This window comes from Sphingorhabdus sp. (genome assembly GCF_029865925.1).
Lineage (GTDB): Bacteria > Pseudomonadota > Alphaproteobacteria > Sphingomonadales > Sphingomonadaceae > Sphingorhabdus_B.
The window spans coordinates 1-25,869 of sequence record NZ_JARXAI010000002.1; the positions used below are offsets into that span (position 1 = coordinate 1).

General features: G+C 56.5%; 28 protein-coding genes and 1 pseudogene. 14 read left to right on the forward strand and 15 right to left on the reverse strand.

Going from position 1 to position 25,869, the window contains the following annotated elements; translation table 11 throughout:
- Positions 1-1,134, reverse strand: a 1,134-nt coding sequence (locus QE270_RS00045) for a protein adenylyltransferase SelO family protein (protein ID WP_300033583.1), incomplete at its 3' end; no start/stop codon positions are given.
- A gap of 37 nt (positions 1,135-1,171) precedes the next feature.
- On the opposite strand from QE270_RS00045, the gene QE270_RS00050 reads away from it, so the two are divergent.
- The 3 genes from QE270_RS00050 (at position 1,172) to QE270_RS00060 (ending at position 4,193) form a co-directional block, all read left to right on the forward strand.
- Complete coding sequence (locus tag QE270_RS00050; RefSeq protein WP_300033585.1) at positions 1,172-2,320, forward strand: glycosyltransferase family 4 protein; 1,149 nt, start codon at positions 1,172-1,174, stop codon at positions 2,318-2,320.
- A gap of 70 nt (positions 2,321-2,390) precedes the next feature.
- A complete protein-coding gene (locus QE270_RS00055) occupies positions 2,391-3,797 on the forward strand; it encodes a nitronate monooxygenase (RefSeq protein WP_300033636.1) in 1,407 nt (468 codons plus the stop codon).
- Positions 3,798-3,860: 63 nt separating this feature from the next.
- Positions 3,861-4,193 carry a PilZ domain-containing protein gene (locus QE270_RS00060; protein WP_300033587.1) on the forward strand — a complete coding sequence of 111 codons (333 nt, stop codon included), beginning with the start codon at positions 3,861-3,863 and terminating at the stop codon, positions 4,191-4,193.
- 44 nt (positions 4,194-4,237) lie between these two features.
- Here the strand turns inward: QE270_RS00060 and QE270_RS00065 are convergent, their stop codons facing one another.
- Both QE270_RS00065 and QE270_RS00070 read right to left on the reverse strand, forming a co-directional pair.
- Complete coding sequence (locus QE270_RS00065; protein WP_300033589.1) at positions 4,238-5,533, reverse strand: ammonium transporter; 1,296 nt, start codon at positions 5,531-5,533, stop codon at positions 4,238-4,240.
- 118 nt (positions 5,534-5,651) lie between these two features.
- Positions 5,652-6,650 (reverse strand): D-glycerate dehydrogenase, encoded by a 999-nt coding sequence (locus QE270_RS00070; RefSeq protein WP_300033591.1) that lies wholly within the window; start codon positions 6,648-6,650, stop codon positions 5,652-5,654.
- 75 nt (positions 6,651-6,725) lie between these two features.
- On the opposite strand from QE270_RS00070, the gene QE270_RS00075 reads away from it, so the two are divergent.
- Positions 6,726-7,232, forward strand: coding sequence for an SH3 domain-containing protein (locus QE270_RS00075; protein ID WP_300033593.1), 507 nt, complete (start codon positions 6,726-6,728; stop codon positions 7,230-7,232).
- A gap of 27 nt (positions 7,233-7,259) precedes the next feature.
- On the opposite strand, the gene QE270_RS00080 is transcribed toward QE270_RS00075, so the two are convergent.
- From QE270_RS00080 to QE270_RS00100, 5 genes are all read right to left on the reverse strand, one after another.
- A complete protein-coding gene (locus tag QE270_RS00080) occupies positions 7,260-7,520 on the reverse strand; it encodes an ATP synthase F1 subunit epsilon (protein WP_300033595.1) in 261 nt (86 codons plus the stop codon).
- 6 nt (positions 7,521-7,526) lie between these two features.
- Positions 7,527-9,116: a F0F1 ATP synthase subunit beta gene (gene atpD, locus QE270_RS00085; protein ID WP_300033597.1), complete on the reverse strand. Its 1,590-nt coding sequence runs from the start codon at positions 9,114-9,116 to the stop codon at positions 7,527-7,529.
- 59 nt (positions 9,117-9,175) lie between these two features.
- Complete coding sequence (locus QE270_RS00090; protein ID WP_300033599.1) at positions 9,176-10,054, reverse strand: F0F1 ATP synthase subunit gamma; 879 nt, start codon at positions 10,052-10,054, stop codon at positions 9,176-9,178.
- Positions 10,055-10,138: 84 nt separating this feature from the next.
- A complete protein-coding gene (atpA, locus tag QE270_RS00095; protein ID WP_300033601.1) occupies positions 10,139-11,668 on the reverse strand; it encodes a F0F1 ATP synthase subunit alpha in 1,530 nt (509 codons plus the stop codon).
- A gap of 35 nt (positions 11,669-11,703) precedes the next feature.
- Positions 11,704-12,270 carry a F0F1 ATP synthase subunit delta gene (locus tag QE270_RS00100; RefSeq protein WP_300033603.1) on the reverse strand — a complete coding sequence of 189 codons (567 nt, stop codon included), beginning with the start codon at positions 12,268-12,270 and terminating at the stop codon, positions 11,704-11,706.
- 267 nt (positions 12,271-12,537) lie between these two features.
- On the opposite strand from QE270_RS00100, the gene QE270_RS00105 reads away from it, so the two are divergent.
- Together QE270_RS00105 and QE270_RS00110 are read left to right on the forward strand one after the other, a co-directional pair.
- Positions 12,538-13,215, forward strand: coding sequence for a dienelactone hydrolase family protein (locus tag QE270_RS00105; protein ID WP_300033605.1), 678 nt, complete (start codon positions 12,538-12,540; stop codon positions 13,213-13,215).
- Positions 13,216-13,219: 4 nt separating this feature from the next.
- Positions 13,220-13,762 (forward strand): annotated as a pseudogene (locus QE270_RS00110) (methylated-DNA--[protein]-cysteine S-methyltransferase); the annotation flags it as partial.
- 29 nt (positions 13,763-13,791) lie between these two features.
- Here QE270_RS00110 and truA read toward each other — a convergent pair.
- The gene (gene truA / locus QE270_RS00115) at positions 13,792-14,532 is read right to left on the reverse strand and encodes a tRNA pseudouridine(38-40) synthase TruA (protein ID WP_300033607.1); all 741 of its coding nucleotides are present in this window, start codon (positions 14,530-14,532) and stop codon (positions 13,792-13,794) included.
- Positions 14,529-15,434, reverse strand: coding sequence for a methionyl-tRNA formyltransferase (gene fmt / locus QE270_RS00120; protein WP_300033638.1), 906 nt, complete (start codon positions 15,432-15,434; stop codon positions 14,529-14,531). Before fmt ends, truA begins: the two co-directional genes overlap by 4 nt.
- Positions 15,435-15,476: 42 nt before the next feature.
- Here fmt and recR point away from each other — a divergent pair, with 42 nt between their 5' ends.
- Positions 15,477-16,073, forward strand: a complete 597-nt coding sequence (gene recR, locus QE270_RS00125) for a recombination mediator RecR (protein ID WP_300033609.1) — start codon at positions 15,477-15,479, stop codon at positions 16,071-16,073.
- A gap of 31 nt (positions 16,074-16,104) precedes the next feature.
- Positions 16,105-16,662, forward strand: a complete 558-nt coding sequence (def, locus tag QE270_RS00130; RefSeq protein WP_300033612.1) for a peptide deformylase — start codon at positions 16,105-16,107, stop codon at positions 16,660-16,662.
- Between the two features lie 49 nt (positions 16,663-16,711).
- Here the strand turns inward: def and QE270_RS00135 are convergent, their stop codons facing one another.
- Positions 16,712-17,878 carry a penicillin-binding protein activator gene (locus tag QE270_RS00135; protein WP_300033614.1) on the reverse strand — a complete coding sequence of 389 codons (1,167 nt, stop codon included), beginning with the start codon at positions 17,876-17,878 and terminating at the stop codon, positions 16,712-16,714.
- A 33-nt stretch (positions 17,879-17,911) separates the two neighbouring features.
- Here QE270_RS00135 and rsmI point away from each other — a divergent pair, with 33 nt between their 5' ends.
- Genes rsmI through QE270_RS00155 form a run of 4 tightly spaced genes read left to right on the forward strand, consistent with a single transcriptional unit; the run spans position 17,912 to position 20,695 of the window.
- Positions 17,912-18,742: a 16S rRNA (cytidine(1402)-2'-O)-methyltransferase gene (gene rsmI, locus QE270_RS00140; RefSeq protein WP_300033616.1), complete on the forward strand. Its 831-nt coding sequence runs from the start codon at positions 17,912-17,914 to the stop codon at positions 18,740-18,742.
- Positions 18,739-19,089 carry a YraN family protein gene (locus QE270_RS00145; RefSeq protein ID WP_300033618.1) on the forward strand — a complete coding sequence of 117 codons (351 nt, stop codon included), beginning with the start codon at positions 18,739-18,741 and terminating at the stop codon, positions 19,087-19,089. Before rsmI ends, QE270_RS00145 begins: the two co-directional genes overlap by 4 nt.
- A gap of 11 nt (positions 19,090-19,100) precedes the next feature.
- Positions 19,101-20,057 (forward strand): glutathione synthase, encoded by a 957-nt coding sequence (gshB, locus tag QE270_RS00150; protein WP_300033619.1) that lies wholly within the window; start codon positions 19,101-19,103, stop codon positions 20,055-20,057.
- A gap of 5 nt (positions 20,058-20,062) precedes the next feature.
- A complete protein-coding gene (locus QE270_RS00155; protein WP_300033621.1) occupies positions 20,063-20,695 on the forward strand; it encodes a DedA family protein in 633 nt (210 codons plus the stop codon).
- Here QE270_RS00155 and QE270_RS00160 read toward each other — a convergent pair.
- The 4 genes from QE270_RS00160 to rph all read right to left on the reverse strand — a co-directional run bounded on the left by QE270_RS00160 (position 20,652) and on the right by rph (position 24,168).
- Complete coding sequence (locus tag QE270_RS00160; protein ID WP_300033623.1) at positions 20,652-21,566, reverse strand: tyrosine recombinase XerC; 915 nt, start codon at positions 21,564-21,566, stop codon at positions 20,652-20,654. The two genes, QE270_RS00155 and QE270_RS00160, sit on opposite strands and share 44 nt — an antisense overlap.
- Positions 21,553-22,713 carry a radical SAM family heme chaperone HemW gene (hemW, locus tag QE270_RS00165; RefSeq protein WP_300033625.1) on the reverse strand — a complete coding sequence of 387 codons (1,161 nt, stop codon included), beginning with the start codon at positions 22,711-22,713 and terminating at the stop codon, positions 21,553-21,555. The genes QE270_RS00160 and hemW overlap by 14 nt, the downstream gene beginning before the upstream one ends.
- Before the next feature lie 33 nt (positions 22,714-22,746).
- Positions 22,747-23,376 carry an RdgB/HAM1 family non-canonical purine NTP pyrophosphatase gene (rdgB, locus tag QE270_RS00170; RefSeq protein WP_300033627.1) on the reverse strand — a complete coding sequence of 210 codons (630 nt, stop codon included), beginning with the start codon at positions 23,374-23,376 and terminating at the stop codon, positions 22,747-22,749.
- 78 nt (positions 23,377-23,454) lie between these two features.
- A complete protein-coding gene (gene rph / locus QE270_RS00175) occupies positions 23,455-24,168 on the reverse strand; it encodes a ribonuclease PH (protein ID WP_300033629.1) in 714 nt (237 codons plus the stop codon).
- 82 nt (positions 24,169-24,250) lie between these two features.
- Between rph and hrcA the strand changes: the two genes are divergently transcribed.
- Positions 24,251-25,294 carry a heat-inducible transcriptional repressor HrcA gene (hrcA, locus tag QE270_RS00180; RefSeq protein ID WP_300033631.1) on the forward strand — a complete coding sequence of 348 codons (1,044 nt, stop codon included), beginning with the start codon at positions 24,251-24,253 and terminating at the stop codon, positions 25,292-25,294.
- An 89-nt stretch (positions 25,295-25,383) separates the two neighbouring features.
- The coding region (locus tag QE270_RS00185; protein ID WP_300033633.1) for a nucleotide exchange factor GrpE at positions 25,384-25,869 on the forward strand (486 nt) is incomplete at its 3' end.

Here is a 25,869-nt window from a genome sequence, read left to right on the forward strand (position 1 = left end):
GTAATAAAAAAATGTGTCGATCGGAATTCTCTCCCGCGACATTGCCCGTTCGGCGGCCTCAACCAATTGGCGGTCTTCGGCTTCTCCAAGCGATGCAACGCCCAGACGCCATAAAAAGCGCCGAATAATTGCCCTTTGATATAGTTCTGGGAACCGTTCCATTGCTGAAATGAGCGGCGGAGCCTCCGACACCAGTCGCAAGGCAACGGCTAGCTGTCCAAGATTCCAGTGCAAGGCTTCGGCCTGTCTGCCAAATGCATAGAGCCCGGATTCGTCAAAATAAGCTGCGGTAAATTGCGGATCCCAATATTCCGTAAAGCGCCATGGCCCATAATCGAAACTTTCGCCCGTGATATTGATGTTGTCGGTGTTGAGTACGCCATGAACAAAGCCCGCTGTCATGTAAGACGCAGCAAGATCAGCGACGCGTTCAACCACTAGCGCAAGCAATTGCGCCGATGGGTTCTCCGACGGGGCGACATTATAGAGCTGTGTCAGGCAATATGTGATCAACTGCTGCATAAACTCCGCATCGCCCTCAGCCGCCACACGTTGGAAGCTGCCAATGCGGATATGGCTGTGGCTCAGCCGCACCATGACCGCCGAGCGAGTGGGCGATGGCTCATCCCCACGCATCAGCGCTTCGCCCGTTTCAATGATCGAGAATGTCTTAGAGGTGTTGACGCCAAGCGCCTCCAGCATTTCCGTTGCCAATATCTCGCGGACGCCACCTTTCAGCGTCAAGCGGCCATCGCCCCGCCGGCTGTAGGGTGTCGTGCCCGATCCCTTTGTTCCCAGATCAAGTAGCCGGTCATCACCGTCACGCATTTGCGCAAACAGGAACCCGCGACCGTCGCCGATATTGGGATTGTACACGCGAAATTGGTGCCCGTGATATCGCAACGCAAGCGGGACCGGCATGTTAGCGAGCAATGGTTCAAAGCGCCCAAAGTGCCGGATCCACGTCGCGTCATCATAATTCGCCAGCCCGATTGTTTCCGCCCAGCGGTCGTTGCGAAACCGCAAGATCGTCTCTGGAAAATTCGCGGGCTGTGCGGGGTCACCAATTTGCGCGCCAAGGCTGGCGATTTGTGGATCGGGACGGTAGGGGGATGGGAACGGTTTTTTATTCATATATCGCATCTGGGCGGTGCGCAAAGGAAAGGCAAGTATGGCGGCGGTCCGTATCCTCCATTTGCATAGCAGTTTTAACGTAGGCAGTCAGGAATCCCGCACGGTTCGCCTGATGAACCATTTTGGCGATCAGGCAGAGCATACAGTGCTTTCGGCCGTCGACGACGCCTTTGGGGCAGCAGGCGCACTCGACCGTCGTGTGAAGGTCAACTTTCCAAAAGACGCAGCACCTTCCCTCGCCGGAATGCCAAGCATGGGGCGCTATCGCCGTCTCGCTGGATATATGAAGAAATTCCACCTCGTGCTCAGCTACAATTGGCGGGCGATGGACGGCGTTATGGCGCACACTTTGTTTACGCGCAGCATGAACTTGCCGCCGCTGATCCATCATGAAGATGGCTTTGACCATGACGAAATCGAACGGCTGAAATGGCACCGAAATTGGTTTCGAACGATTGCGCTTCAACGGACAAACGCGCTTGTCGTGCCATCAAAAACATTGGAGAAAATCGCCCGTAATATCTGGCACCAACCGCTGGATAAGATATGCCGTTTTTCGAATGGAATCGATACCGATCACTTCAACCGTCGGCCACAACGCGGCGCGTTTCCGGGCTTCCAAAAACGGAACGGGGAAATCGTCGTTGGAACGATCGCGGGGCTGCGCCCTGTTAAAAATCTGCCGCGGCTTGTGCGTGCAGTCGCAGCGGCTGGACCAAATGTCCGTCTCGCTATTGTGGGCGAAGGACCTGATCGCGATGCCATTATGACAGAAGCTGGACGCTTTGGCATCGCCGACCGCGTGATGATGCCCGGTTTCTTGCGTGATCCAGCGCGCTATATCCGCCTGTTCGATATATTTGCACTCTCTTCGGATAGCGAACAATACCCAGTATCGCTCGTTGAAGCGATGACGAGTGCCCTTCCTATCATAACGACCGATGTAGGGGATGTCCGCAATATCGTGTCGCGCGAGAACCGGCCATACATTGTCCCGCGCAATGACGAGGATGCTTTTTCCAGCGCAATTAGGGCCTTAGCAACGGATGCCGCATTGCGCGAAACATTGGGCGCAGCAAACCGTCTTGTAGCCTGTTCCCAATATGATGAAGAGACCATGTTTGCGCGTTACCGACAGCTCTATGGCTCCGCCATGAAGCGTGCCGATTTTGCGCGACAAAGCTAGATAATTGCGATAGCGCGCCCCTAGAGAAGCACGCTGAACGGCGCTTTTGACGTAGATATTAGGGGTTACAATTGTGTTCAAAGGTCTGAAACCCATAATGTACGGCGGCCGTGAAGTTTGGCCGTTGGTCGAAGGTGGCAAGGGCGCTGCCGCTACAAATCATGCAAGTTCTGGCGCATGGGCTGCAGCCGGCGGTATTGGTACAGTTTCGGCAGTGAATGCCGACAGCTATGATGAAAATGGCGAGATGATCCCGCAGGTTTTCCATGGCAAAACACGCGCCGAACGGCATGAAGAACTTGTCGAATACGGCATTCGCGGTGGTATAGCGCAGGTTCGCCTTGCACATGAAATATCGAACGGCCGTGGCGCAATCAACATCAACGTGCTTTGGGAAATGGGCGGCGCCCAGCGCATACTACACGGTATTCTTGAACAGACCCGGGGCATGGTTACGGGCGTCACCTGCGGTGCTGGCATGCCATACAAGCTGTCTGAAATCGCCGCGCAATATGGCGTATACTATCTGCCGATCGTCAGCTCCGCACGTGCGTTCCGCGCCTTGTGGAAGCGTGCCTATCACAAGGTGCCCGAATGGCTCGGCGCTGTGGTTTATGAAGATCCATGGCTTGCGGGCGGCCATAATGGCCTGTCCAACGCCGAAGACCCACGTAGCCCAGAAGATCCCTATCCTCGTGTAAAAGCACTTCGCGACGTAATGCGTGTTGAAGGTATCGCCGATGATGTGCCGATTGTCATGGCAGGCGGCGTTTGGTTCTTGCGCGACTGGAGTGACTGGATTGATAATCCCGAGCTTGGACAGATAGCGTTCCAATTGGGAACGCGCCCGCTGTTGACGCAGGAAAGTCCGATACCCGCAGGGTGGAAGGACGCACTTACGCAGATTCCCGAAGACGGCGTATTACTGCACCAGTTTTCACCAACGGGCTTTTATTCCAGCGCAGTGATCAATCCTTTCCTGCTTGAGCTTCAGGCACGGTCGGACCGTCAGATTTCTTTTGTGCAGGCGGCCGATGCGGAACATACCGTTCAGCTGGATGTTGGTGTGAAGGGCAAGAATTTCTGGGTCAAGCCAGCCGACCTCATGAAGGCCCGCGAGTGGGATGCACGCGGCTTCACCGTCGCGCTGAAAACACCTGATAATTCGCTGGTGTTCGTCACGCCTTCATCGGGGGAAGTTATCCGCAAGGACCAGAAGGATTGCATGGGCTGTTTGTCGCATTGCGGGTTTTCGTCTTGGAAAGACCATGACAATAATTCCACTGGCCGCCTTGCCGATCCGCGCAGCTTCTGCATTCAAAAGGCACTTCAGAATATCGCCCATGGCGCGCCCATTGATGAAAATTTGATGTTTGCAGGGCATAGTGCCTATCTGTTCGGCAAAGATCCATTTTATTCAAACGGCTTTGTTCCAACGGTACAGCAGCTAATGGATCGCATTTTAACGGGCGACTGACGTCGTTGATTGTTTACGGAATATTGACCTTCTTTGCCTAATGGAACGGTGAAGGGGGGCATTATGGGCTACACGTCGTTTCAATTTCGCAAATTGCCGCCTGCCCGTCTGGAGCATCGGGATGGTCTGCGTCATCCAGTTCTATTTGGCAAAGTAACCGTCCGGAGGCATGCGCAACGTCCCCTATCAGCGTTGCTTGTTGATTTGTCGGTATATGGTTGCCGCATCTTGCACGCGGGTAGGGTTAAGGCCGGCGACCGTGTATGGTTGCGGCTTGCGGGAAGCGAAACCATCGGTGCGACTGTCGTCTGGTCTGAAGGTGACCGCTTGGGCTGCAAATTTGATAATAACCTAGACCGCAGCTTGTTTCGGGCATTGACGCTTCAGACGGGATAGCCCTGCTGAGAAATTGGCAAGCGCGTCGCACCCCGCCAATATCCTCAATCTAGATCCCAAGCGCGTTCGCCATGGCTGGATAAATCCAGCCCATCGCGTTCCTGATCTTCACTGACGCGCATCGGGATTAGTTTCGACACTACATAGCCTATAATCAGCGTCGCTATAGCAGAGTACACCGCCACTAAGGTAACGGCTTTTAGCTGCACCCAAAGCTGCGATGCCATGTCTGTACCCTCGGCATAGCCAGCGCCGCCAAGCGCCTTGCTTGCGAAGACAGCGAGCAACACAGAGCCCAATATGCCGCCAACGCCATGCACGGCGAATACGTCGAGCGAGTCGTCAATTTTAAGCTTACCTTTGACGATCCCAACAAACCAAAAGCAGATGATCGCGGCCAAGATGCCCAAGATCATCGCGCCACCGGGGCCAATAACGCCAGCGGCGGGGGTTATAGTGGCCAAGCCCGCAACGGCACCCGTTGCAAACCCAACTGCGGTTGCCTTGCCGACCTTAATCCGTTCAATCAAGAGCCATACCAAAGCGGCTGCCGAAGCGCCTATATGCGTGTTGATAATCGCACTTGCGGCGGCGTCATTGGCGGCCAATGCCGACCCACCATTGAAACCAAACCAGCCCACCCATAATAATCCGGCACCAGCGACCGTTAGAGCGGGGCTGTGGGGCAACATCAGCGTTTTAGGGAAGCCGATACGCTTGCCAAGCATCAGCGCCACAATAAGCGCTGAGACGCCTGCGGTGGTATGGACAACAATGCCGCCAGCAAAATCAATAACGCCTTGTTCTGCTAAAAACCCGTTGCCCCAAACCCAACGGGTGACGGGGACATAGACCAAAAGCGACCACAAGCCGCTGAATGCTACCACCCAACCAAAACGCGCCCGTTCCACCCATGCGCCAATGATAAGGGCGGGGGTGATGATGGCGAATGTCATCTGGAATAAAGCAAAAGCGAGCGCGCCTGTTGTTTGTCCCTCGCGAATTGAGCCCAACAGGCCATTAAACATGAAGTTTTTCGACGAGCCCAAAAAGCCATTTCCGTTTGCTGAAAAGGCCAGGCTGTAACCAATTACGATCCAGATGACCGATGCAAGAGCCGCCACTGCGCCACATTGCACGAGCACGGAGAGAAAGTTTTTGGCACGTACCAGTCCACCATAAAAAAGGGCAAGGCCAGGCAGCGTCATCATCAGTACCAGTGCTGATGCCGTCAAAATCCACGCGCTATCGCCGCTATTGGCCTCGGGCAACGTGCCGACAGCGTCTTGCGCCATTGCAGGCGCGGCTATCAACGCACTGGCCCAAAGTGCTGACTTCATTATCTTTTGTATCATGGCATTGGGCCCCCCGATCTTTATCAGGTGTCTCTAGGCAAGAGTGCGCGCAGGCTCAAGGCACAAAATTGCTGTTAAGCCACGGCAATAGAAAGAAAGTTGCTTACTGCCAGCCTTCTAAGACTTGATCCGGTGGTCTGTGGCCATCCGCCCAAACGCGGATATTGGTAATGACCCGTTCGCCTGACGCTTCTCTGCCCTCAAAGGTCGCGCTGCCCAAATGGGGAAGAAGGACGACGTTGGGAATGTCGAAAAGCCGTGAGTCCACGGCAGGCTCTTGCGTGTAAACATCAAGGCCTGCACCTGCGATACGGCCCGTTTCCAACGCATTAATCAGCGCGTCTTCGTCAATCAACTCACCACGTGAGCTATTGATGATATACGCGTCCCCTTTCATCTGCGCGATGCGGTCAGCGTTGATGATCTTGTCGGTTTCCGGCGTCAGAGGGCAATGCAGGCTGATGATGTCCGACCGCGCCACCAACCGGTCAATTTCGGGTTCAAATGTAATGCCAAGCTCATCCTCAACACTCGCGGGCAGGCGGTGGCGTTTGTTGTAAATAATGTTGAGGCCAAAGGCTTTTGCCCGCACGGCCACGGCTTCGCCAATACGGCCAAGCCCGATGATGCCCAACGTCTTGCCGCCAATGCGATGACCAAGCATGCCCGTTGGGCTCCAACCGCGCCATTCGCCGCTGCGCACGACCCGTTGCCCTTCACCAAGGCGGCGGGGCACATTCAGGATAAGCGCCATCGTTAGATCGGCTGTGTCATCTGTGAACACGCCGGGCGTGTTGGTAACGATGATGCCCTTCGCCTTGGCAGCTGCAAGGTCGATATGGTTAACACCCGCGCCGTAGCTAGCGATCAGTTTTAGCCGGGGCGGCGCAGCGGCGATAACGACAGCATCGATGCTGTCTGTCACCGTTGGCACCAGTACGTCGCAATCGGCCATTGCCGCGATCAGCGCTTCACGCGTCAGCGGCGTGTCATCAGGGTTGAAGCTTGCGTCAAACAGTTCGGCCATTCGCCTTTCAACGGCGGGCAGCAATGTGCGCGTGACACGGATGGATGGACGTTCGATGCGGCTAAGTTCTGGCATAGGCATGACTAAAGCTGAATTCGCAGCAAGGTCAAGACTGGATGGTTGCGCTGCCCAACAACCTTCCCTTATAGAATGAACACGGTGGTAAAAAATATGGGTGTTCAGAACAATTCGATACTGCGGTGCTGCGCCGCTGCGCTTGCATTTTGTGGCGCGGCTTCTGCGGTAGGGCAGGCGCAACAGACGCCGCCTTATTGGGCTTCAATTTCCCAGCCGGAGGCGCGGATGCGCACTGGGCCAAGCACAGAGTTTCCGGTCACATGGGTGTACAAACGGCAGAACCTTCCCGTGAAAGTCGTGGCTGTCCACAGCGTGTGGCGCAAGGTTCAAGATATGAATGGCGACCAAGGCTGGCTGCACGTGCGGCTGTTAAGCCCCAGACGCGCTGCCATCGTTATTGGTAAAGACATTGGTACACTGCGTGATGCGGCCGATCCCGGCGCGCACATTTCCTGGCGTGTTGAACCCGGGGTCGTTGGCCTTATCGACGAATGTGACAAGGGATATTGCCGTTTCGAAACTGACGGTCGCTATGGTTATATCGAAACTGCGCGTATCTGGGGCGACGAGGCTCCCTGATACAGGCCGTGGCGGACGCGTGAAGCCTTAAGCTTCCACGCGTTCTGCAAGAACGGTAAGGCCGTTCGCATTCACCTCGGCAAAACCACCCGCGACCATCAGGCGTTCAGGCGTTGCGCCTTGCGTTTTGTATATCTCAAGCGCCGCGTCATTGCGCAATGTGCTCATTATGGGGCTGTGGCCCTCCAACACACCGAAATCGCCCTCAGTGCCCGGAACGACGACCATATAGACGTCGTCCGAGCGATAGAGCTTCTCAGGGGTTACGAGTTCGAAGTGTAATGGCATGATGTCTTACGCTGCTTCCGCAGCCATCTTGGCAGCCTTGGCAACCGCTTCTTCAATGCCACCGACCATGTAAAACGCGGCTTCTGGAAGATGGTCATATTCGCCGTCAACGACTGCCTTGAAGGACTTCACAGTGTCTTCGACCTGAACAAACTTGCCGGAGATGCCAGTGAAGACTTCAGCAACATGGAAAGGCTGCGACAGGAAGCGCTGGATTTTACGCGCACGGGTCACGGTCAATTTGTCGTCTTCCGACAATTCGTCCATGCCCAAAATCGCGATGATATCCTGAAGCGACTTATACTTCTGCAGGGTTTCCTGAACGCGACGGGCAGTGTCATAATGCTCTTGGCCAACAACCGCTGGCGTCAAAACGCGGCTGACCGAGTCAAGCGGGTCAACGGCAGGATAAATGCCAAGCTCGGAAATCGCACGGTTCAACGTGGTCGTTGCATCCAAGTGGGCAAATGACGTGGCTGGTGCAGGATCGGTCAAGTCATCTGCAGGAACGTAAATGGCCTGAACCGAGGTAATTGAACCCTTGGTGGTGGAGGTAATACGTTCTTGCAACTGGCCCATGTCGGTTGCCAGCGTTGGCTGATAGCCCACTGCCGAAGGAATACGGCCAAGAAGTGCGGACACTTCCGAACCAGCCTGCGTGAAGCGGAAGATGTTGTCGACGAAGAAAAGAACGTCCTGGCCTTCTTCATCGCGGAAATATTCCGCCATCGTCAGACCCGAAAGCGCAACACGTGCACGCGCACCGGGAGGCTCATTCATCTGGCCGAATACCAGCGCAACCTTTGAACCTTCTGGGGTTGGGTTGCCATCGGCATCCTTGGCGATAACGCCCGCGTCGAGGAATTCGTGATAGAGATCGTTACCTTCGCGGGTACGCTCACCCACGCCAGCAAACACCGAAACGCCGCCATGGCCCTTTGCGATGTTGTTGATTAGTTCCTGAATAAGAACGGTCTTACCAACGCCGGCGCCGCCGAACAGGCCGATCTTACCGCCCTTTGCATACGGTGCGAGCAAGTCGATAACCTTAATACCCGTGACAAGAATTTCAGCCTCTGTGGACTGGTCGGTGAACAAAGGCGCTTCGGCGTGGATAGGGTTGGACTTTGCAGCGCCAACGGGGCCACGTTCGTCGATTGGTTCACCGATGACGTTCATGATGCGGCCAAGGGTCATTGGGCCCACAGGCACAGAAATTTGCGCGCCAGTGTCGCGAACTGGCTGACCACGGGTCAGACCCTCGGTCGCGTCCATAGCGATCGTGCGGACTGTGTTTTCGCCCAAATGCTGCGCAACTTCGAGGACCAAGCGGTTGCCGTTATTGTCGGTTTCAAGCGCCGACAAAATCGATGGCAATTGGCCAGTGAAGGTGACGTCGACAACAGCGCCGATGATCTGGCTGATGCGTCCAGTCGCGCCGGCGACATTTACAGCGGTCTGGCCTGAACCAGTCTTAGGGGCAGGGGCCTTGCTTGCGGCCTTTGGTGCTGCCTTTTTGGCGGGAGCTTTTGCGGCTGCAGCTGCTTTTGGTGCAGCAGCCTTTGGGGCGGCGGTCTTCTTAGGGGCGGTAGCCATGTGCTTCTTCCTTGCCTTTGATGTTGTTACAGCGCTTGCGCACCACGTTTATTCTGTTGCTACAGTGCTTCCGCACCAGCAATAATTTCGATGAGTTCAGTTGTAATCGCCGCCTGACGCGTGCGGTTATATTGAATGGTCAGTCTGTTGATCATGTCGCCCGCGTTGCGCGTTGCGTTGTCCATAGCCGTCATTTTCGAACCTTGCTCCGACGCCGCATTTTCACGGTTCGCACGCAACAGTTGAACCGAAACGTTGCGCGGCAGCAGGTCGGCGAGGATTTCTTCCTCATCGGGTTCATATTCAACCGAGGCACCTACGCTCGGCACAGTGCCATCGGTTGCAACCGCAACCGGCATCAGTTGGATGGCCGTGGGCTCCTGGGTCAGTACGGAGACGAATTTCGAAAATAGCAGATGCGCAACGTCAAATTCGGACGCTTCGAAACGCGCGGTCAGGTCTTCGCCCCAGCCTTGCACATCTGCGAAGGTCAATTTGCCGAGATCGCCAGGCTCAATGCTGTGGATGATGTCGTTACGATATGTGCGGGCGAGTTGATCCTTGCCCTTCTTACCGATCGTGTAGAATTTGACGGTCTTGCCAGCGCCGCGCAGTTCTTCTGCTTTCTTACGCGCCAGACGAACGATGTTGGTGTTGAATGCACCCGCCAGACCCTTGTCCGAGGTTGCGACGACCAGCAGATGCACATTGTCCTTGCCGGTGCCCGCGAGCAGTTTCGGCGATTGCGGTCCAACCGTAACCTTCGACGCGATGCTCGACACCACAGCTTCAAGGCGTTCGGCATAAGGGCGCGATGCCTGAGCCGCTTCGGTTGCCCGACGCAGTTTCGCTGCAGCGACCATTTTCATCGCCTTGGTGATCTTCTGGGTCGACTTGACCGAGTTGATCCGCATTTTGAGGGCCTTAAGAGACGCCATCTATTCTTCCCTTTGCCGTCACCCTGAACGTGTTTCAGAGCCTTAGTTAAGATGCTGAAACATGTTCAGTATGACGGGTGATTGTTAAGCGAAATTCTTTGTGAATGTGTCGAGTGCCGCCATCAGCGCCTTTTTGCTGTCGTCGCTGAAGTCGCGGCTGTCGCGGATTGCCTTCAGGATGCCAGCGTGATTAGCGCGCAAGTCGGCAAGCATCGATTCTTCATACCGCGTGACGTCGGTCACTGGAATGCCATCGAGATAGCCGTTGGTGCCTGCAAAGATCGAAGCGGTTTGCTCTTCAAACGGAAGCGGTGAGAACTGCTTCTGCTTCAAAAGCTCGGTCAAACGTGCGCCACGGTTCAAAAGCTTCTGCGTTGAGGCATCAAGGTCGGAACCGAACTGCGCGAAGGCCGCCATTTCGCGATATTGTGCAAGCTCAAGCTTAATCGAACCCGAAACCTTCTTCATCGCCTTAGTCTGCGCAGCCGAACCAACGCGGCTAACCGACAGACCAACGTTAATCGCAGGGCGGATACCCTGGAAGAACAGGTCGGTTTCAAGGAAGATCTGGCCATCGGTGATCGAAATCACGTTGGTTGGGATGTACGCCGAAACGTCGCCAGCCTGTGTTTCGATGATTGGCAATGCCGTCAATGAACCACCGCCATTGGCATCGGACATCTTTGCGGCGCGCTCAAGCAAACGGCTGTGCAGATAGAAAACGTCGCCGGGATAGGCTTCACGGCCCGGAGGACGGCGCAGCAGCAAGGACATCTGGCGATAGGCCACAGCCTGCTTCGACAGATCGTCATATACGATAACAGCGTGCATGCCATTGTCGCGGAAGAATTCGCCCATCGCAACGCCAGTGTAAGGCGCGAGATACTGAAGCGGTGCAGGCTCTGAAGCGGTCGCAGCAACGACGATCGAATATTCCATCGCGCCTTGCTCTTCCAATGCGCGGACGATCTGCGCAACGGTTGAACGCTTCTGACCAACGGCGACGTAGATGCAATACAGCTTCTTCGATTCGTCAGTGCCCTTATTGACTTCCTTCTGGTTGATGAAGGTGTCGATGGCGACAGCGGTCTTACCGGTCTGACGGTCGCCGATGATCAATTCGCGCTGGCCACGGCCAACAGGGACGAGGGCGTCAAGCGCCTTGAGGCCAGTTTGCACAGGCTCCGAAACCGATTGGCGCGGGATGATGCCCGGTGCTTTTACTTCAACGCGGCTGCGCTGTGTCGTCTTCAATGGGCCCTTGCCATCGATTGGGTTGCCAAGGCCGTCAACAACGCGACCAAGCAATTCTTTGCCGACAGGAACGTCCACAATCGTGCCGGTACGCTTAACAACATCACCTTCACGGATTTCGCTGTCGGAACCGAAGATAACAACACCGACATTGTCTGCTTCAAGGTTCAACGCCATGCCCTGAATACCGTTGGAAAATTCGACCATTTCGCCAGCCTGAACATTGTCGAGGCCGTGAATACGGGCGATACCGTCACCAACAGACAGAACGCTGCCGACTTCCGAAACCTGAGCTTCGGTGCCGAAATTGGCGATCTGGTCCTTGATGACCTTGGAAATTTCTGCGGCGCGGATATCCATGTTGCTACTTAGCCTTTCACCGACGGCAATTGCCGTCAGCCTTTCATCTGGTTTGCGAGAGTGTTCAAACGGGTTTTAATTGAGTTGTCGATCATCTGGCTGCCGATGCGGACAGTCAGGCCGCCCAGCAAGGACGGATCAACTTTGGTTTGTATTGCAACATTGCTGCCAACGCGTGTTTTCAGCGTTGCCAACAATGCTTTGGTCTGCGCGGCGCTTAACGCATGCGCCGAAGTTACTTCAGCGGTCACTTCGCCGCGATGGGCCGCGGCGAGCGTCGAAAAGGCGCGAGCGACCGAGGACGTTTCGCTCAAGCGGCGGTTGTCCGCCAGCACGCCCAATGTCTTGGCGGTCAGGGCATCCAACTTCATCGCCTTGGCGACGGCGGCTATGGCCTTTTTCGCATCAGTGCGGCTGAGCACTGGGTTGGAAGTAAGCGCCTTAAGGTCAGCCGATTCGCTGACCGCCTGCGCGATGGCGCCCATGCTTTTTTCAACGGCGTCGATAGCCTTTGCATCACGCGCAAGCTCAAACAATGCCGTTGCGTAACGGCCAGCCAAACTGGCTTGTATATTAGCGCTTGTGCCGCCGGAATTATCCACGCGTGTATTTCCTAGAATATGAGACTTAAAAACTTGCCGACCGAACCGAAGGGTTGCCCCTTCTTTGGCGTCAGGCCGCGCCTAGCAGGGGTTTTGCTGCGATGCAAGATAGCGATTTATGTTCTTGAGCAAACTGCATATCGATGCCTGTAATTGGGCCTGTCGTTCGCCGCGGAGTACCCAAAGCCTTATTGTCATTGCGTAATGACGGCCATTGCCAAACATTCCGAATGACGTTCAGAATGGATGAAATTGAGGAGGATATTTATGGGTAAAATGATTCGCATGAAAATGTCGGATGGTGCGGACATAGCGGTTTACCAAGCCGAAGCAGTGGGTGAACGCCGCGGCGGCCTTGTTCTCGTGCAAGAAATCTTTGGCGTAACCGACCATATTCGCGAATTGTGCGATGAATATGCAACGGATGGTTATGACGTCCTTTCGCCCGCTATCTTCGACCGAGAGCATCCCGGGTTTGAGGCGGATTATACCGGCCCCGATTACAACCGCGCCGTTGAACTGGCCCGTGATCTTCACCCGTTTACGCAATCGCTCGATGATGCACAAACATGTGTGGATGCGCTAAAGGATAAAGGGCCGGTATTCATCACTGGCTATTGCTATGGCGGGTCGGTTGCTTGGGCATTGGCTGGCATCAGCGATGATCTCACTGCCGCAAGCTGTTATTATGGTGGCTTGGTTCCGACAGTATATGCCGATCAAGTCCCCAAATGCGCCACTATCGCGCATTTCGGCCGATATGACGCTGGCATTCCTATGGAAGGCGTTGAGGCACTGATCGAAAAGGCGCACCCAACCGCGCAAATATTCGTTTATGATGCCAATCACGGGTTTAATTCGGACCGGCGCAAGGATTACCACGAACCCAGCGCCGATCTGGCGCGGGAACGCACGCTTGCGCTTTTTCACGCCTGTGGCGGATAACGGGGGCATGACACCAAGCGCATGGATTAACGGCGGGGCTGGTGTGACCATAGATTGGGCTGTGGTCGAAAGCGCGCTTGGCCCAATGCTGCTTGCGGCGACCGATAAGGGCATTTGCCGCCTGTCGTTTGACGAAAATGAAAGCACGCTAAAGCGCCGCTTTCCGAACGCGACCCTGCTGATTAAAGGCGGTTCGCTCTCGTCCCTGATCGACGGTGCCGTCTATGCCGTTCAAAACCCAAGGCAGATGCCCAAGCTGCCCCTTGATGTCGGCGGCACTGTTTTCCAAATGGCGGTGTGGCAGGCGTTGCTTGAGATACCTGCTGGCGAAACGCGCAATTATGCCCAAATCGCTGCGGCGGTTGGAAAGCCCGATGCGGTGCGCGCGGCGGGTTCGGCCAATGGTGCCAACCCTGTATCGGTGCTTATTCCCTGCCACCGGGTGATCCGGTCAGATGGCGGCCTTGGCGGCTATGCGTATGGGCTGGAACGCAAGCGCCGTCTGTTGGCGTGGGAAAGCGAGCAGGGCGGTCTGTTTTCAACTTAAGCAAATAGGTGTCGCGAAATGTGATCCGCTTAAGGGTAGGTCGCGCGCACGAAATAAAGGCCTTCGGGTGGCGCATTTTCCGCCAATGCAGATCTGTCGGCGGCATCTAGTGCCGCTCTCAAGTCGGCTGCGTTCCAACGACCCAATCCAACAGCGACAAGGCAGCCGACCATGGACCGCACTTGATGATGCAGGAAGGACAAAGCCGCTGCCTCGATAATCACATGCTGCCCCTCACGCCGCACGTTCAGGCGATCGAGCGTTTTGACGGGGCTGGCGGCCTGACACGCGGTGGAGCGAAAGGTGGTGAAATCATGCAGGCCGACAAGTATTTGTGCGGCGTCATGCATCGCATCGGCATCTAGTTCCGGTCCGACCCTCCAGACGCGACCCTTCTCAAGCGTTAATGATGCGCGCCGATTAAGGATACGATAGGCATAGGCCCGGCCAATGCAGCTATAGCGGGCATGCCAGTCATCGGCGACTTCTTCGCACGCCAAAATCGCTATCGGGTGCGGGCGCAAATGGGCATTGATGGCTTCCATCAAGCGAAAGGCTGAAAGGCCCTTCTCCACATCAACATGTGCGCGCATGCCCAGCGCATGGACACCCGCATCGGTTCGGCCAGCGCTGCTCACAAGGGTCTTTTCGCCTGTTGTCTTGAATATGGCCTCTTCGATGGTGCCTTGGACGGATGGGCCATGGTCCTGCCATTGCCAGCCCATATATGGGCCACCGTCAAATTCGATGGTGAGCGCAAAACGGGTCATGACAGGCGTGTGCCAGCCGCAATCGCCTTGCCGCGCAGCAGGTCGGCGGTTGGCATTGCAGGTTTACCTGCGCGTTGGATCATGCTGGGGCGAATGGCGTTGGCTTGGCAAGCAATTGTCAGCGCGTCATCGATAACTGCGCCCGCTACGCCATTGGCTGCAACGATTTCGGCGGACAGCACGCGGTACCGTTCGCCTTCAAACGCGAACCAAGCGCCCGGCGCGGGATTAAAGGCGCGGATTTGCCGTTCGACCGCCTCGGCGGGTAGGTTGAAATCCAGCTTTGTTTCAGCCTTGTCGATCTTGGCGGCATAAGTGATGCCTGCTTCAGGCTGATTCACGCATGGAAATGCATCGAGATCCGCCAATACCCGAACCATCAACTCCGCGCCAAGCTCCGCCAGTTCCATAGTGAGCATGCCAGTTGTCTTCTGCGCGATTTCAACTTCGGTCGTCGCGCGTACGGGGCCGGTATCAAGTCCAGCCTCCATCTGCATAACCATGACCCCACTGGTGGCATCCCCAGCCAATATGGCACGCTGCACCGGCGCGGCACCGCGCCAGCGCGGTAGCAGCGAGCCATGGACATTGAGGCAACCATGTTTTGGGGCTTCGAGGACTGCTGGGGGCAGTATGAGGCCATAAGCAGCCACAATTGCTACATCGAGGTCCAGCGCTGCAAATCCCGCCTGTGCGTCCTCCTGACGCAGCGACAGAGGCGATCGTACAACGAGGCCAAGTTCTTCTGCACGTTGCTGAACGGCCGACGGCGTAAGCTTCTTGCCGCGATTGGCGGGACGGGGCGGCTGCGTGTATACCGCGACCACATCATGCCCGGCCGCCACCAATGCATCGAGCGTCGGCACGGCAAATTCCGGAGTTCCCATGAAGGCAAGACGCATCGTCACTTTTCCTTTGTTCAAAAGCCCCCTAAGACCCGGCGCATGGCATCGCAAGAAATAGACGCACTCGCACAGGCATTGTCGAAACTGCCGGGTCTCGGCCCGCGTTCCGCGCGGCGTGTTGTGCTGCACCTTATGAAGAAGCGCGAGAGCGTGTTGCAGCCACTTTTGCGCGCGTTGGAGCATGTTGAACAAAGGCTGGTGGTGTGCAGCATCTGCGGCAATATCGACACCGGCAACCCCTGCGGCATTTGTGTGGACCCAAGGCGCGACATCCGTTCGATCTGTGTTGTGGAGGATGTATCCGACCTGTGGGCGCTTGACCGATCACGTCTTTTCCCCGGGAAATACCATGTCCTTGGTGGCCGTTTGTCCGCGCTTGATGGCGTTCGGCCAGAGGATCTGAACATCGACGGCTTGGTCAGCCGGATCGCCGTGGGCGGCATTGACGAGGTTGTGCTCGCCATGAATGCTACGCTTGAGGGGCAGACCACGGCGCATTATCTGGCCGAGCGGCTTGAGCAATTCCCTATTCGCTTAACGCAATTGGCGCATGGCGTGCCTGTGGGCGGGGAGCTTGACTATCTCGATGATGGCACCTTGGCGCAGGCATTACGCGCCAGGCGTCCTGTCGGTTGATTTATCCAAAGACCGTCCCTATTTGCGACCCATGGCTATCTTACCTATTCTTGAAGTGCCCGATGCGCGCCTGAAAACTATCTCAAAACCTGTTGAGAGCTTTGACGACGACCTGAAGACTTTGGTCAATGACATGATCGAAACAATGTATGCCGCGCCCGGCATTGGCCTTGCGGCCATTCAAGTGGGTGTGCCAAAGCGTCTGTTGGTTATCGACTTGCAAGAAGATGAAACGGAGGGTGAAGAACCCGTCCGCAACCCGCGCGTCTTTGTGAACCCCGAAATCTTGGACCCATCAGACACATATAACCTTTACAATGAAGGCTGTTTGTCAGTGCCGGACCAATATGCTGATGTTGAGCGGCCTGCGCAAATCCGCGCCCGCTGGCAGGATGTTGAAGGCAAAGTGCATGAAGAAATCATGACTGGGCTCATGGCGACATGTTTGCAGCATGAGATGGATCATTTGGAAGGCATATTGTTCATCGACCATCTGTCGCGCCTAAAGCGCCAGATGGTGTTGAAGAAAATTGAAAAGGCCCGCAAAATGGGTGGCGGCCATGTCCATAATGAGCATTGCAACCACTGATAGCATAGGTCCAAGCTCCACAGCTGGTGGAGTTTCCTAAACCTTTTGCTTATTTCGCAAATTGGGTAGGTGCCGGGCTGATGGTGACAAATTTACCAGCCTCAATTTCCTGCACCTCAAGCATACGGTCGGTAAGCCCGTTGGCGTTAAAGCGGAAGGCCCCATCAACGCCAATGAAGCCTTGCGGGTCAGTCAGCTGCCCGACCGGAAACCGGGTCCCTGGGCGCCACTCGCGGGCAAGGCGGGCGACCAGCAGCACGGAGTCATAGCCAAGGCTGGAGAGGCGCAAAGGCGCCTTGCCAAAGCGGGCGCGATATTTTGCCGCATATTGTGTGAACAAAGTGTCCGATACGCTCGCGAACCACGCGCCATACATGGACGCATTGCTCGCAAGGGTGCCGTCGATATTCCACAAATCGGTACCGAGAATTTTTGCCGTGCGCAGGCCGTTGCGACGCAGCGCCGGGACGGTTGCAATCGCTGCGCGGCCGCTGTCGGCAATCAGGATTGCGTCAATACCGCCCAATTGGACCAGACGGCGGGCGGCGGCATCCGCCGAAGCCGCAGAGCCGTTTGATTCCTGAATAGCTACCAAAGTGCCGCCCGCAGCCCGAACTGCCACAGTCATATTCGACTGCGCGCGCTGCCCGTAGACATTAGCAGACACTATGCCAGCAAAGCGATTATAGCCTTGCGATTGGGCGTATCGCACGACGCGTTCAATCGATTGGTTCGGCAAATGGCCAAGCAAAAACACATTTTGTCCGGCAACGCCAATGTCGTTGGAGAAGCTGATGATGGGCACGCCCGCTGGCTTTGCCTGCGCCGCAACTTCGACGACATCATCACCGCGCAGTGGCCCCAAGATAAGCTTGTTGCCATCGGCGATAGCCCGCTTCGTCGCCGCTGCGACGCCAGTGCCAGTGTCATAGGTGATCATGCGGATGTTTGTTACTTTGGTATCGGTGAGGGCCAGAGCGGTTGCATTGGCAATCGCCTGCCCGACATCTGCGTCTGGGCCAGTTACCGGCAGCAGCAGGGCAACGCGGTGCATGCCATCCATGGGATCGGCGGTCACAACAGGCGGAGGCCCTTTGCCGTTCGGTATCGAGCTACATGCAGCGAGCAGGGCGACGGATGCCAAGATCAGTAGCTTTTTGAATTGGCCTGCTAAAGCTTGCGGCCGTGCGCTCGTTGCGGCAATGGTTGCGCTCATTTTGTGTTCCTTGGGAAGAAGCTTCTAATTCCGATGACTTTCGAATCAGGCTTATATGTCGTTGCGACCCCTATCGGCAACCTTGCAGATATGTCACAACGGGCAATCGACCTTTTGAAAGCTGCAGAAATCGTCGCGGTTGAGGACAGCCGCGTAACCGGCAAATTGCTGCATCATTTGGGCATAAAAAAGAAGATGCGCCGGTACAACGACCATAGCGGGGAAGTCGAACGGGAATCCTTGGTCGCTGCCGCAAGCGGGGCTGTGGTTGCTTTGGTATCGGATGCCGGTACGCCGCTCATCTCCGACCCTGGATATAAGCTTGTACGGTCCGCACGTGAAGCTGGCGTGCCTGTGTTCACCATTCCCGGCGCAAGTGCTGTGACGGCGGCTTTGTCCATCTGTGGGCTTCCCACGGACCGATTTTTGTTTGCCGGGTTTCTACCGAACAAAGCGAAAGCGCGGGTTGAGACCTTGATGGAGTTGGGGCAGGTCAAGGCGACGTTGGTCTTTTACGAGGCTGGCCCCAGACTTGCCGCAAGCTTGGCTGCGATCGCCCAAACCTATGGCGACCGCGAAGTGGCCGTGGCGCGGGAGCTGACCAAGAAGTTTGAAGAGGTCGTTACAGGAACGGCGGCTGAGCTGGCCGCACGCTATGCAGAGCATGAACCGAAGGGCGAGATCGTCCTGATTGTCGGCCCGCCTGCTGATAATGTGGTGGTCGAAACAGGTGATGTGGATGCCGCCCTGAAAGAAGCTTTGGCAACTATGTCGGCGGCCAAGGCGGCTGGCGCGATTGCCAAACGCTTTGGTCTTGAACGCAATGCGGTCTATGCGCGCGCTACGGAATTGAAGGCCACATGAACCGTCTTGCCGCCGAAAAACGGGGGCGACGCGGCGAAGCGATTGCGGCGTGGTTCTTGCGTTTGAAAGGTTGGCGGATCGTTGGCGCACGCGTGAAGACCCCGCGTGGCGAAGTTGACCTGATCGCACGGCGCGGCAAAAGCATTGCCTTTGTTGAGGTAAAGGCTCGGACGAAGGCAGTTGACCTTGCCACCGCAATTGATGCCACACGGTTACGCCGCGTGGCGGCGGCGGCAGAAATTCTGCTCCCGAAATATGGCAAAGAGTGTGAAAATATGCAGATAGACGTTATTATGGTTGCACCATGGCGCTGGCCCAACCATTTGCCAAATGTCTGGCACGGATAGGAACTGGCGAAATGGCAATCAAAATGGCGGTCCAGATGGACCCGATGGACGGCATCAACATCAACGGCGACTCCAGCTTTGCGCTGATGCTCGCAGGCCAAGCGCGGGGCTATCATATCTGGCATTATGATGTTGGCTCATTGACCTTGGATGCGCATGACCGGCTGACTGCTTGGGCACATCCCGTGCACGACCTGCAACGGGTGGAGGGCGCGCATTACCGTTTTGGCACGCCAAAGAAGATCGACTTGGGCACGGATATTGATGTCGTGTTGATGCGGCAGGACCCGCCCTTTCATGTCGGCTATATTACCGCCACGCATTTGCTTGAGCGGATTGAGCACGAAACTCTGGTCGTCAACAACCCCGCCAGCGTCCGCAACGCGCCGGAAAAGGTGATGGTGCTGGATTATCGCCAGTTTATGCCACCAACGATCATCACGCGTTCCGCTGACGAAGTGCGCGACTTTCAAAAAATACATGGCGCAGTGGTGGTGAAACCGCTGCACGGCAATGGCGGCAAAGCTATTTTCCGCATCGATGCCGACGGCAGCAACCTTGGTGCGCTGTTCGAAGTGTTCAACAACACCTGGCCTGAGCCGCATATGGTGCAGCCTTTCATGCCCGATGTGGCGAAGGGCGACAAACGCATCGTCATGATCGACGGTGCAGTGACCGGCGCGATCAACCGCCGGCCGGGCGAGGGCGAATTCCGGTCGAACCTAGCCGTAGGGGGCAGCGCAGAGGCAACGGAGTTGACAGCTCGTGAGCTTCAAATTTGCGCCGCAATGGGTCCGCGCTTGAAGGAGCTTGGCCTGATATTCGTGGGCATTGACGTTATCGGCGGTCAGTGGTTGACCGAAATCAATGTCACATCGCCGACAGGCATTGTTGCGATCGACCGGTTTAACGGCACCGACACGCCATCCTTGATTTTGGACGCCATCGAAGCCCGAATTAAAGCATAAATTTCATGGAAGACTGGATCATCCATCTGGTCGAATGGGGCCATTATTGGGGCGTGGGCTTGCTCATGCTTCTGGAAACAGTGTTCCCGCCCATACCGTCCGAAGTCATCATGACCGTGGCAGGGGTATCTGCCGCGCGGGGCAATATGAGTCTTGGCGGTACCATCGCGGCGGGCACGGCGGGTGCGATGCTGGGCAACTGGATGTGGTATTGGCTGGCCATCAAATTTGGTGAGGCCCGCATGCGGCGCTTTATTGATCGCTATAGCCGCTGGTTGACGCTGGATTGGGCAGAGATCGAACGCGGGCAGGCGCTGTTTCGTGAGCATGGATCGATTATCGTTCTGGTGGCCCGCATGTTGCCGACATTGCGGTCGTTGATTTCCATCCCCGCCGGCCTGTTTGGTATGTCGCTTGCCCGGTTCCTTATATTTTCGACGATCGGAACTGCCGGTTGGACCGCGGCGCTGGCTGGCGGGGGATATTTTCTGGGATCGCAGTTCAAAGATGTCGAAAAATGGCTTGGGCTATTGTCGACCGTCGTGATCGTCGGCATCGTCCTGACGTATGTTTGGCGGCTCGTCCGGTGGAAGGCTAGGCCCGCGGATGCGCGTTCTGATACACATCCAGAAGCATAGCGGTGTCGACAGCGGTATAGACCTGAGTCGACGACAGGCTGGCATGGCCCAATAACTCTTGAAGACTGCGCAAGTCCGCGCCGCCCGCCAGCAAATGTGTTGCAAAGCTGTGGCGCAGGGCATGCGGCGTGGTGCGGTCCGATAAGCCCAATCGCGTCCGCGCCCCCTGAACCGCGCGGCGCACGAGTGCAGGCGACAATGGACCACCGCGCGCGCCACGAAACAGTGGCTGGTCGGCGCTTGCCGCATAAGGGCACAAAGCGAGATATTCCTCAATGGCGGTAAGGACTTGCTCCAGCAACGGCACGATGCGTGTCTTGTTGCGCTTACCCGTGACGCGCAATGTGCTGCCCAGCGGCAATATGTCGCCCATCAGGCCCGTTGCCTCGCTCACGCGCAAGCCGCTGCCATAGAGCAGCAAAAGCAACGCCCAATCGCGCGCACCAATCCAGCCATCCTGTGCATTTTCGGCGACATCATCGGCCAAAGCCAGAACGTCGTCGGGATTGACGGGACGCGGCAGGCTGCGCTGCACGCGCGGGCCCTTCATCACGGGCAAAGTAACATCATCCCCCAAGGCAAAGCGCAGGAAATGTCGCGTGGCGGAAAGTTCACGCGCTGTGGAGCGGTTCGTGAGGCCATCGCCGCGCCGGTCGGCCAGAAATGCTCTCATGTCGGCTGCGGATATCTGGCGCAGCGTTTCACGGGTGACGTCCGTGCCCCAATGGAATTGCAGAAAGCCCGCAAGCCGATCTGCCGTTGCGTGATAGGCCCGCACGCTGTGCGGAGACATCCGGCGGTTGTCGGTCAGATACGCAAGATATTCGGCAATCAAGGACAGCATGTGGGCCACGCTATCAGGCGGCGGCATCCGCCTCAACATTTACTATCTGCGGCAGGATGGCATCAAGCAACGGCATGCCCTGCGGCGTCACCGTCACATGGTCGCCATCGCGACGGATAAGACCAAGCTTTGCGATCTTGTCGACCGCATGGATGTCGAGCAAATTGTCAGAGGTAATCCCTGTCCGGTCGGACAATCGGCTAAGGCTAATCCCCTCGGCCAATCGCAAACCCATGAGCAAGCTTTCTGTGGCGCGCGTTGCCGCATCGAGACGATCTTCGCTGCTGATGCCATGAGCGTTACGTTCAGCAGCGGATAAGAAATTTTCAGGTTTTTTATGACGTTGTGTCGCAAAGTTAAGACGTCGTCCATGCGCGCCGGGACCTATGCCGATATAATCATCATAGCGCCAATAACTTAGATTATGGCGGCTTTCACTGCCCGGCTTAGCATGGTTGCTGATCTCATAAGCCGGGATGCCTGCGGCGGAGGTCATTTGCCCAGTAATTTCATATAGCGTTGCTGCATCATCATCATCGGCGGGGATGAAATGCCCCGTACGCACGAGCGTTTCAAACCGCGTGCCTGGTTCGATTGTAAGTTGATACAACGACACATGGTCGGTGCCGAAGGATAAGGCACGCCGAAGCTCCGCCTCCCACTGGCCAGCGGTTTGCGCGGGCCGTGCGTAAATCAGATCGATGTTGACGCGCCCGAAATGATGTTGTGCGACCGCCAATGCGTCAAGGCTCTCGGCAACCGAATGCGCGCGCCCAAGAAACGCCAACGCAGCATCATCCAGTGACTGAAGCCCAAGCGACACCCGGTTCACGCCTGCTGCGGCGAGGTCCGCAAAGCGCGCGGCCTCGACCGATGATGGGTTAGCCTCCAAGGTAATTTCGATATCGTCGGCAAAGCCCCAATGCTGCGCCGCTGCATCAATAAGCGCGGCAACGGTCGATGGCAGCATCAGCGACGGTGTTCCGCCGCCAAAGAAGATGGATGTGAGCTTACGCCCAGGTGTCAGCGCCGCCTCATACGCCATATCCGCCAGCAACGCGGCGCGCCATGCGTCATCGTCCACCGTCTCGCGCACATGGCTATTAAAGTCACAATAGGGACATTTGGAAACGCAAAACGGCCAGTGAATGTAGAGGGCGAGGGAGATAGGCATCAGATTTCCTACCCTATTTCGCAGGAAGGGCGATCAAGAAAATACTGTCGCAACCAACTGGCGGAACGCGTCTGCCCGATGGCTCATTGCGTGTTTTTCTGCGGGGTCGAGTTCGGCAAAGGTCTCGCTGCGGCCTTCGGGCACAAAAACAGGGTCATAGCCAAACCCTAGCAATCCACGCGGTGGCCATGTCAGGCTGCCCTGCACGCGACCTTCGAATATTTCTGTATGCCCATCTGGCCACGCAATGGCGAGTATGCAGACGAAATAGGCGCTTCGGTCGGCGTCCGTGCCAAGCTCGGCCAGCTTGCCCTCCACTTTGCCCATCGCCATGTACCAGTCGCGCCCCGGTCCGCCTTCGAACTGCTGTGTTTCCGCCCAATCAGCAGTGTAGACACCCGGCGCGCCGCCCAAGGCAGCGACGCATAGGCCGCTGTCATCAGCCAGCGCTGGCAGGCCAGAACCTTGCGCCGACGCATGCGCCTTCAGCAACGCGTTTTCGGCAAAACTCGTTCCGGTCTCCTCGGGTTCAGGCAAGCCCAACTCGCCAGCGGAAATGGGTTCGATGCCAAATGGCGCAAGCAGTGCCCGTATTTCCCGAACCTTGCCTGCGTTATGGCTGGCGATGACCAGTTTTCCGGGCTGGAGTTTGCGGTGGGTCATATGAAATATTGCCTTAAGTCATATTGTGATCCCCGCTTTCGCGGGAATGACATAGAATTTTAGGGTATCAAGCCTTCCCTACTTAACGGCTTCGGCCTGCGCGGCGAAGATGCGGTCTGTCCCCATGCGTGCAAGACGTAGCAAACGCAGAAGGCCCTCTTCGTCATAGGTCGCGCCTTCGGCAGTGGCCTGCACTTCGGCAATCTGGCCACCTTCGATCAGAACGAAATTCGCATCGGCATCGGCATCGGAATCTTCGATATAATCAAGGTCCAACACGGGCGTGCCTTTGAAGATACCGCAACTTACCGCCGCGACGCGGCCGGTGATGGGGTCTTCCTTGATTGCGCCCGATGCCAGCAAACCATTAACCGCAAGCCGCAACGCAACCCATGCGCCGGAAATCGCTGCAGTGCGTGTGCCGCCATCGGCTTGCAATACGTCGCAGTCGACGGTGATTTGATTTTCGCCCAGCTTCTTCATATCGACAACAGAGCGTAAAGAACGGCCAATAAGACGTTGAATTTCCTGAGTCCGTCCGGACTGCTTGCCCTTCGCCGCTTCACGCTGGCTACGCGTGTGGGTGGCGCGGGGGAGCATGGAATATTCCGCCGTGACCCAACCTTCACCCTTGCCACGCAACCATGGCGGAATGCGATCTTCGACGCTGGCGGTCACCAGCACGCGGGTGTCACCAAAACCGATAAGGCAGCTTCCTTCGGCATGTTTGGTGAAATGGGTTTCGATCGAAATGGCGCGCATTTCGTCTGGCGAACGGCCTGATGGACGCATAATGTTCTCCTGATAACGGGTTGAAGGCTGCCATAGCCTGCCCCGCTTGCTTTGCAAGCATGCGGTGCGCTACTATAAGTGCGTGAGCCAAACACCCATCAATGAATTGAATGACCGCACGCGCACCGTCTTCCGGATGGTGGTCGAAAGCTATCTCGACAATGGTGCGCCGGTTGGCTCGCGGACGATTTCGAAATTTGCCGGCCTGAACCTGTCGCCAGCCTCCATCCGCAACGTGATGCAGGATTTGGAGGAGGCAGGTTATCTCGCCTCGCCGCATACCAGCGCTGGACGCGTGCCGACCGAAACTGGGCTTCGCCTGTTTGTGGATGGCATGATGCAATCGGCCGAACCCTCCGCCGAAGAACAGCGTGCGATTGAATCGCAGATTAGCGGCGAGGGGCCCATTGAAGAGGCACTGGCGGCCGCGACGTTGGTTTTGTCAGGATTGTCCGCCTGCGCCGGTATCGTGCTTGTACCAAAGCGTGACGCGGTCCTGAAGGCATTCAGCTTTGCGCGCCTTTCCCCGTCACAAGTGCTCGCGATCATGGTCGGGTCCGATAGCAGCGTCGAAAACCGGCTGGTGTCAATTGATCCGGCAATCAGCGAATCCATGTTGGTGGAGGCGGCCAATTATATCTCTGCGCGTTTGTCGGGGCTGACGTTATCCGAAGCCTTGGAACGTCTCGACAGCGAAATTCGCGCCGAGAAAGCGGAGCTTGACGTGGCCAGCCAGAAACTGGTGCGGGATGGTTTGGCAATCTGGTCGCTCGACGCAAATGACCGGCCCGTGCTGATCGTGCGTGGGCAGTCGAACTTGATCGACGATGCGGCTGCGGCGGATCTCGACCGTGTGCGGCAATTGCTCGACGAATTGGAGAGTAAAGAGGAAATCGCAAGGCTCGTCGATAGCGCGCGGGATGCGCAGTCGACGCGGATATTCATTGGTTCGGAAAATAATCTTTTCTCATTATCGGGATCATCGGTGATTGCCGCACCCTATCGTGAGGCTGGCGGCAAGGTCGTTGGCGTCGTTGGCGTGATTGGCCCGACACGCCTGAATTATGCGCGTATTGTGCCGATGGTGGACTTCACCGCGCAAGCACTCAGCCGCTTAATTAAGTGACGCGCGGGTTGATGAAATAGAATTGCTTTCTATATGCGCAAAGCAACAAACGACCGAAGTGTCGCAACGTAAATGGGTTAATCAGGTTTATGACAGACAAGAAATCAGCGACTGCGGATATTGCGGTAGAAAAAGAACTTGAAGGCGTACCAGAGCATATGAAGGACGAAACGCCAGAAGCGACCGATACTGCCGATGCAAAAATCGCGGCACTGGAAGAAGCGATTGCCGCTGCGCAGCAGGATGTGTTGTACGCGCAAGCCGAAACGCAGAATGTCCGCCGCCGTATGGAGAAAGAGGCGCAGGATGCGCGCGCTTATGCCGCAACCGGCTTTGCCCGCGACGTGCTCTCGGTTTCCGACAATCTGTCGCGTGCGCTTGAGGCTATTCCTGCCGAAATGCGCGACAGCGAGGCTATGAAACCGCTCGTGATCGGGCTTGAGGCCACTGGCCGCGAACTGGACAGCGTATTTACCAAAAACGGCATTACGCGCATCGCCGCCATGGGCATGCCGCTTGACCCGAACCAGCATCAGGCAATGGTTGAAATCCCAAGCGCCGACGCCGCACCTGGC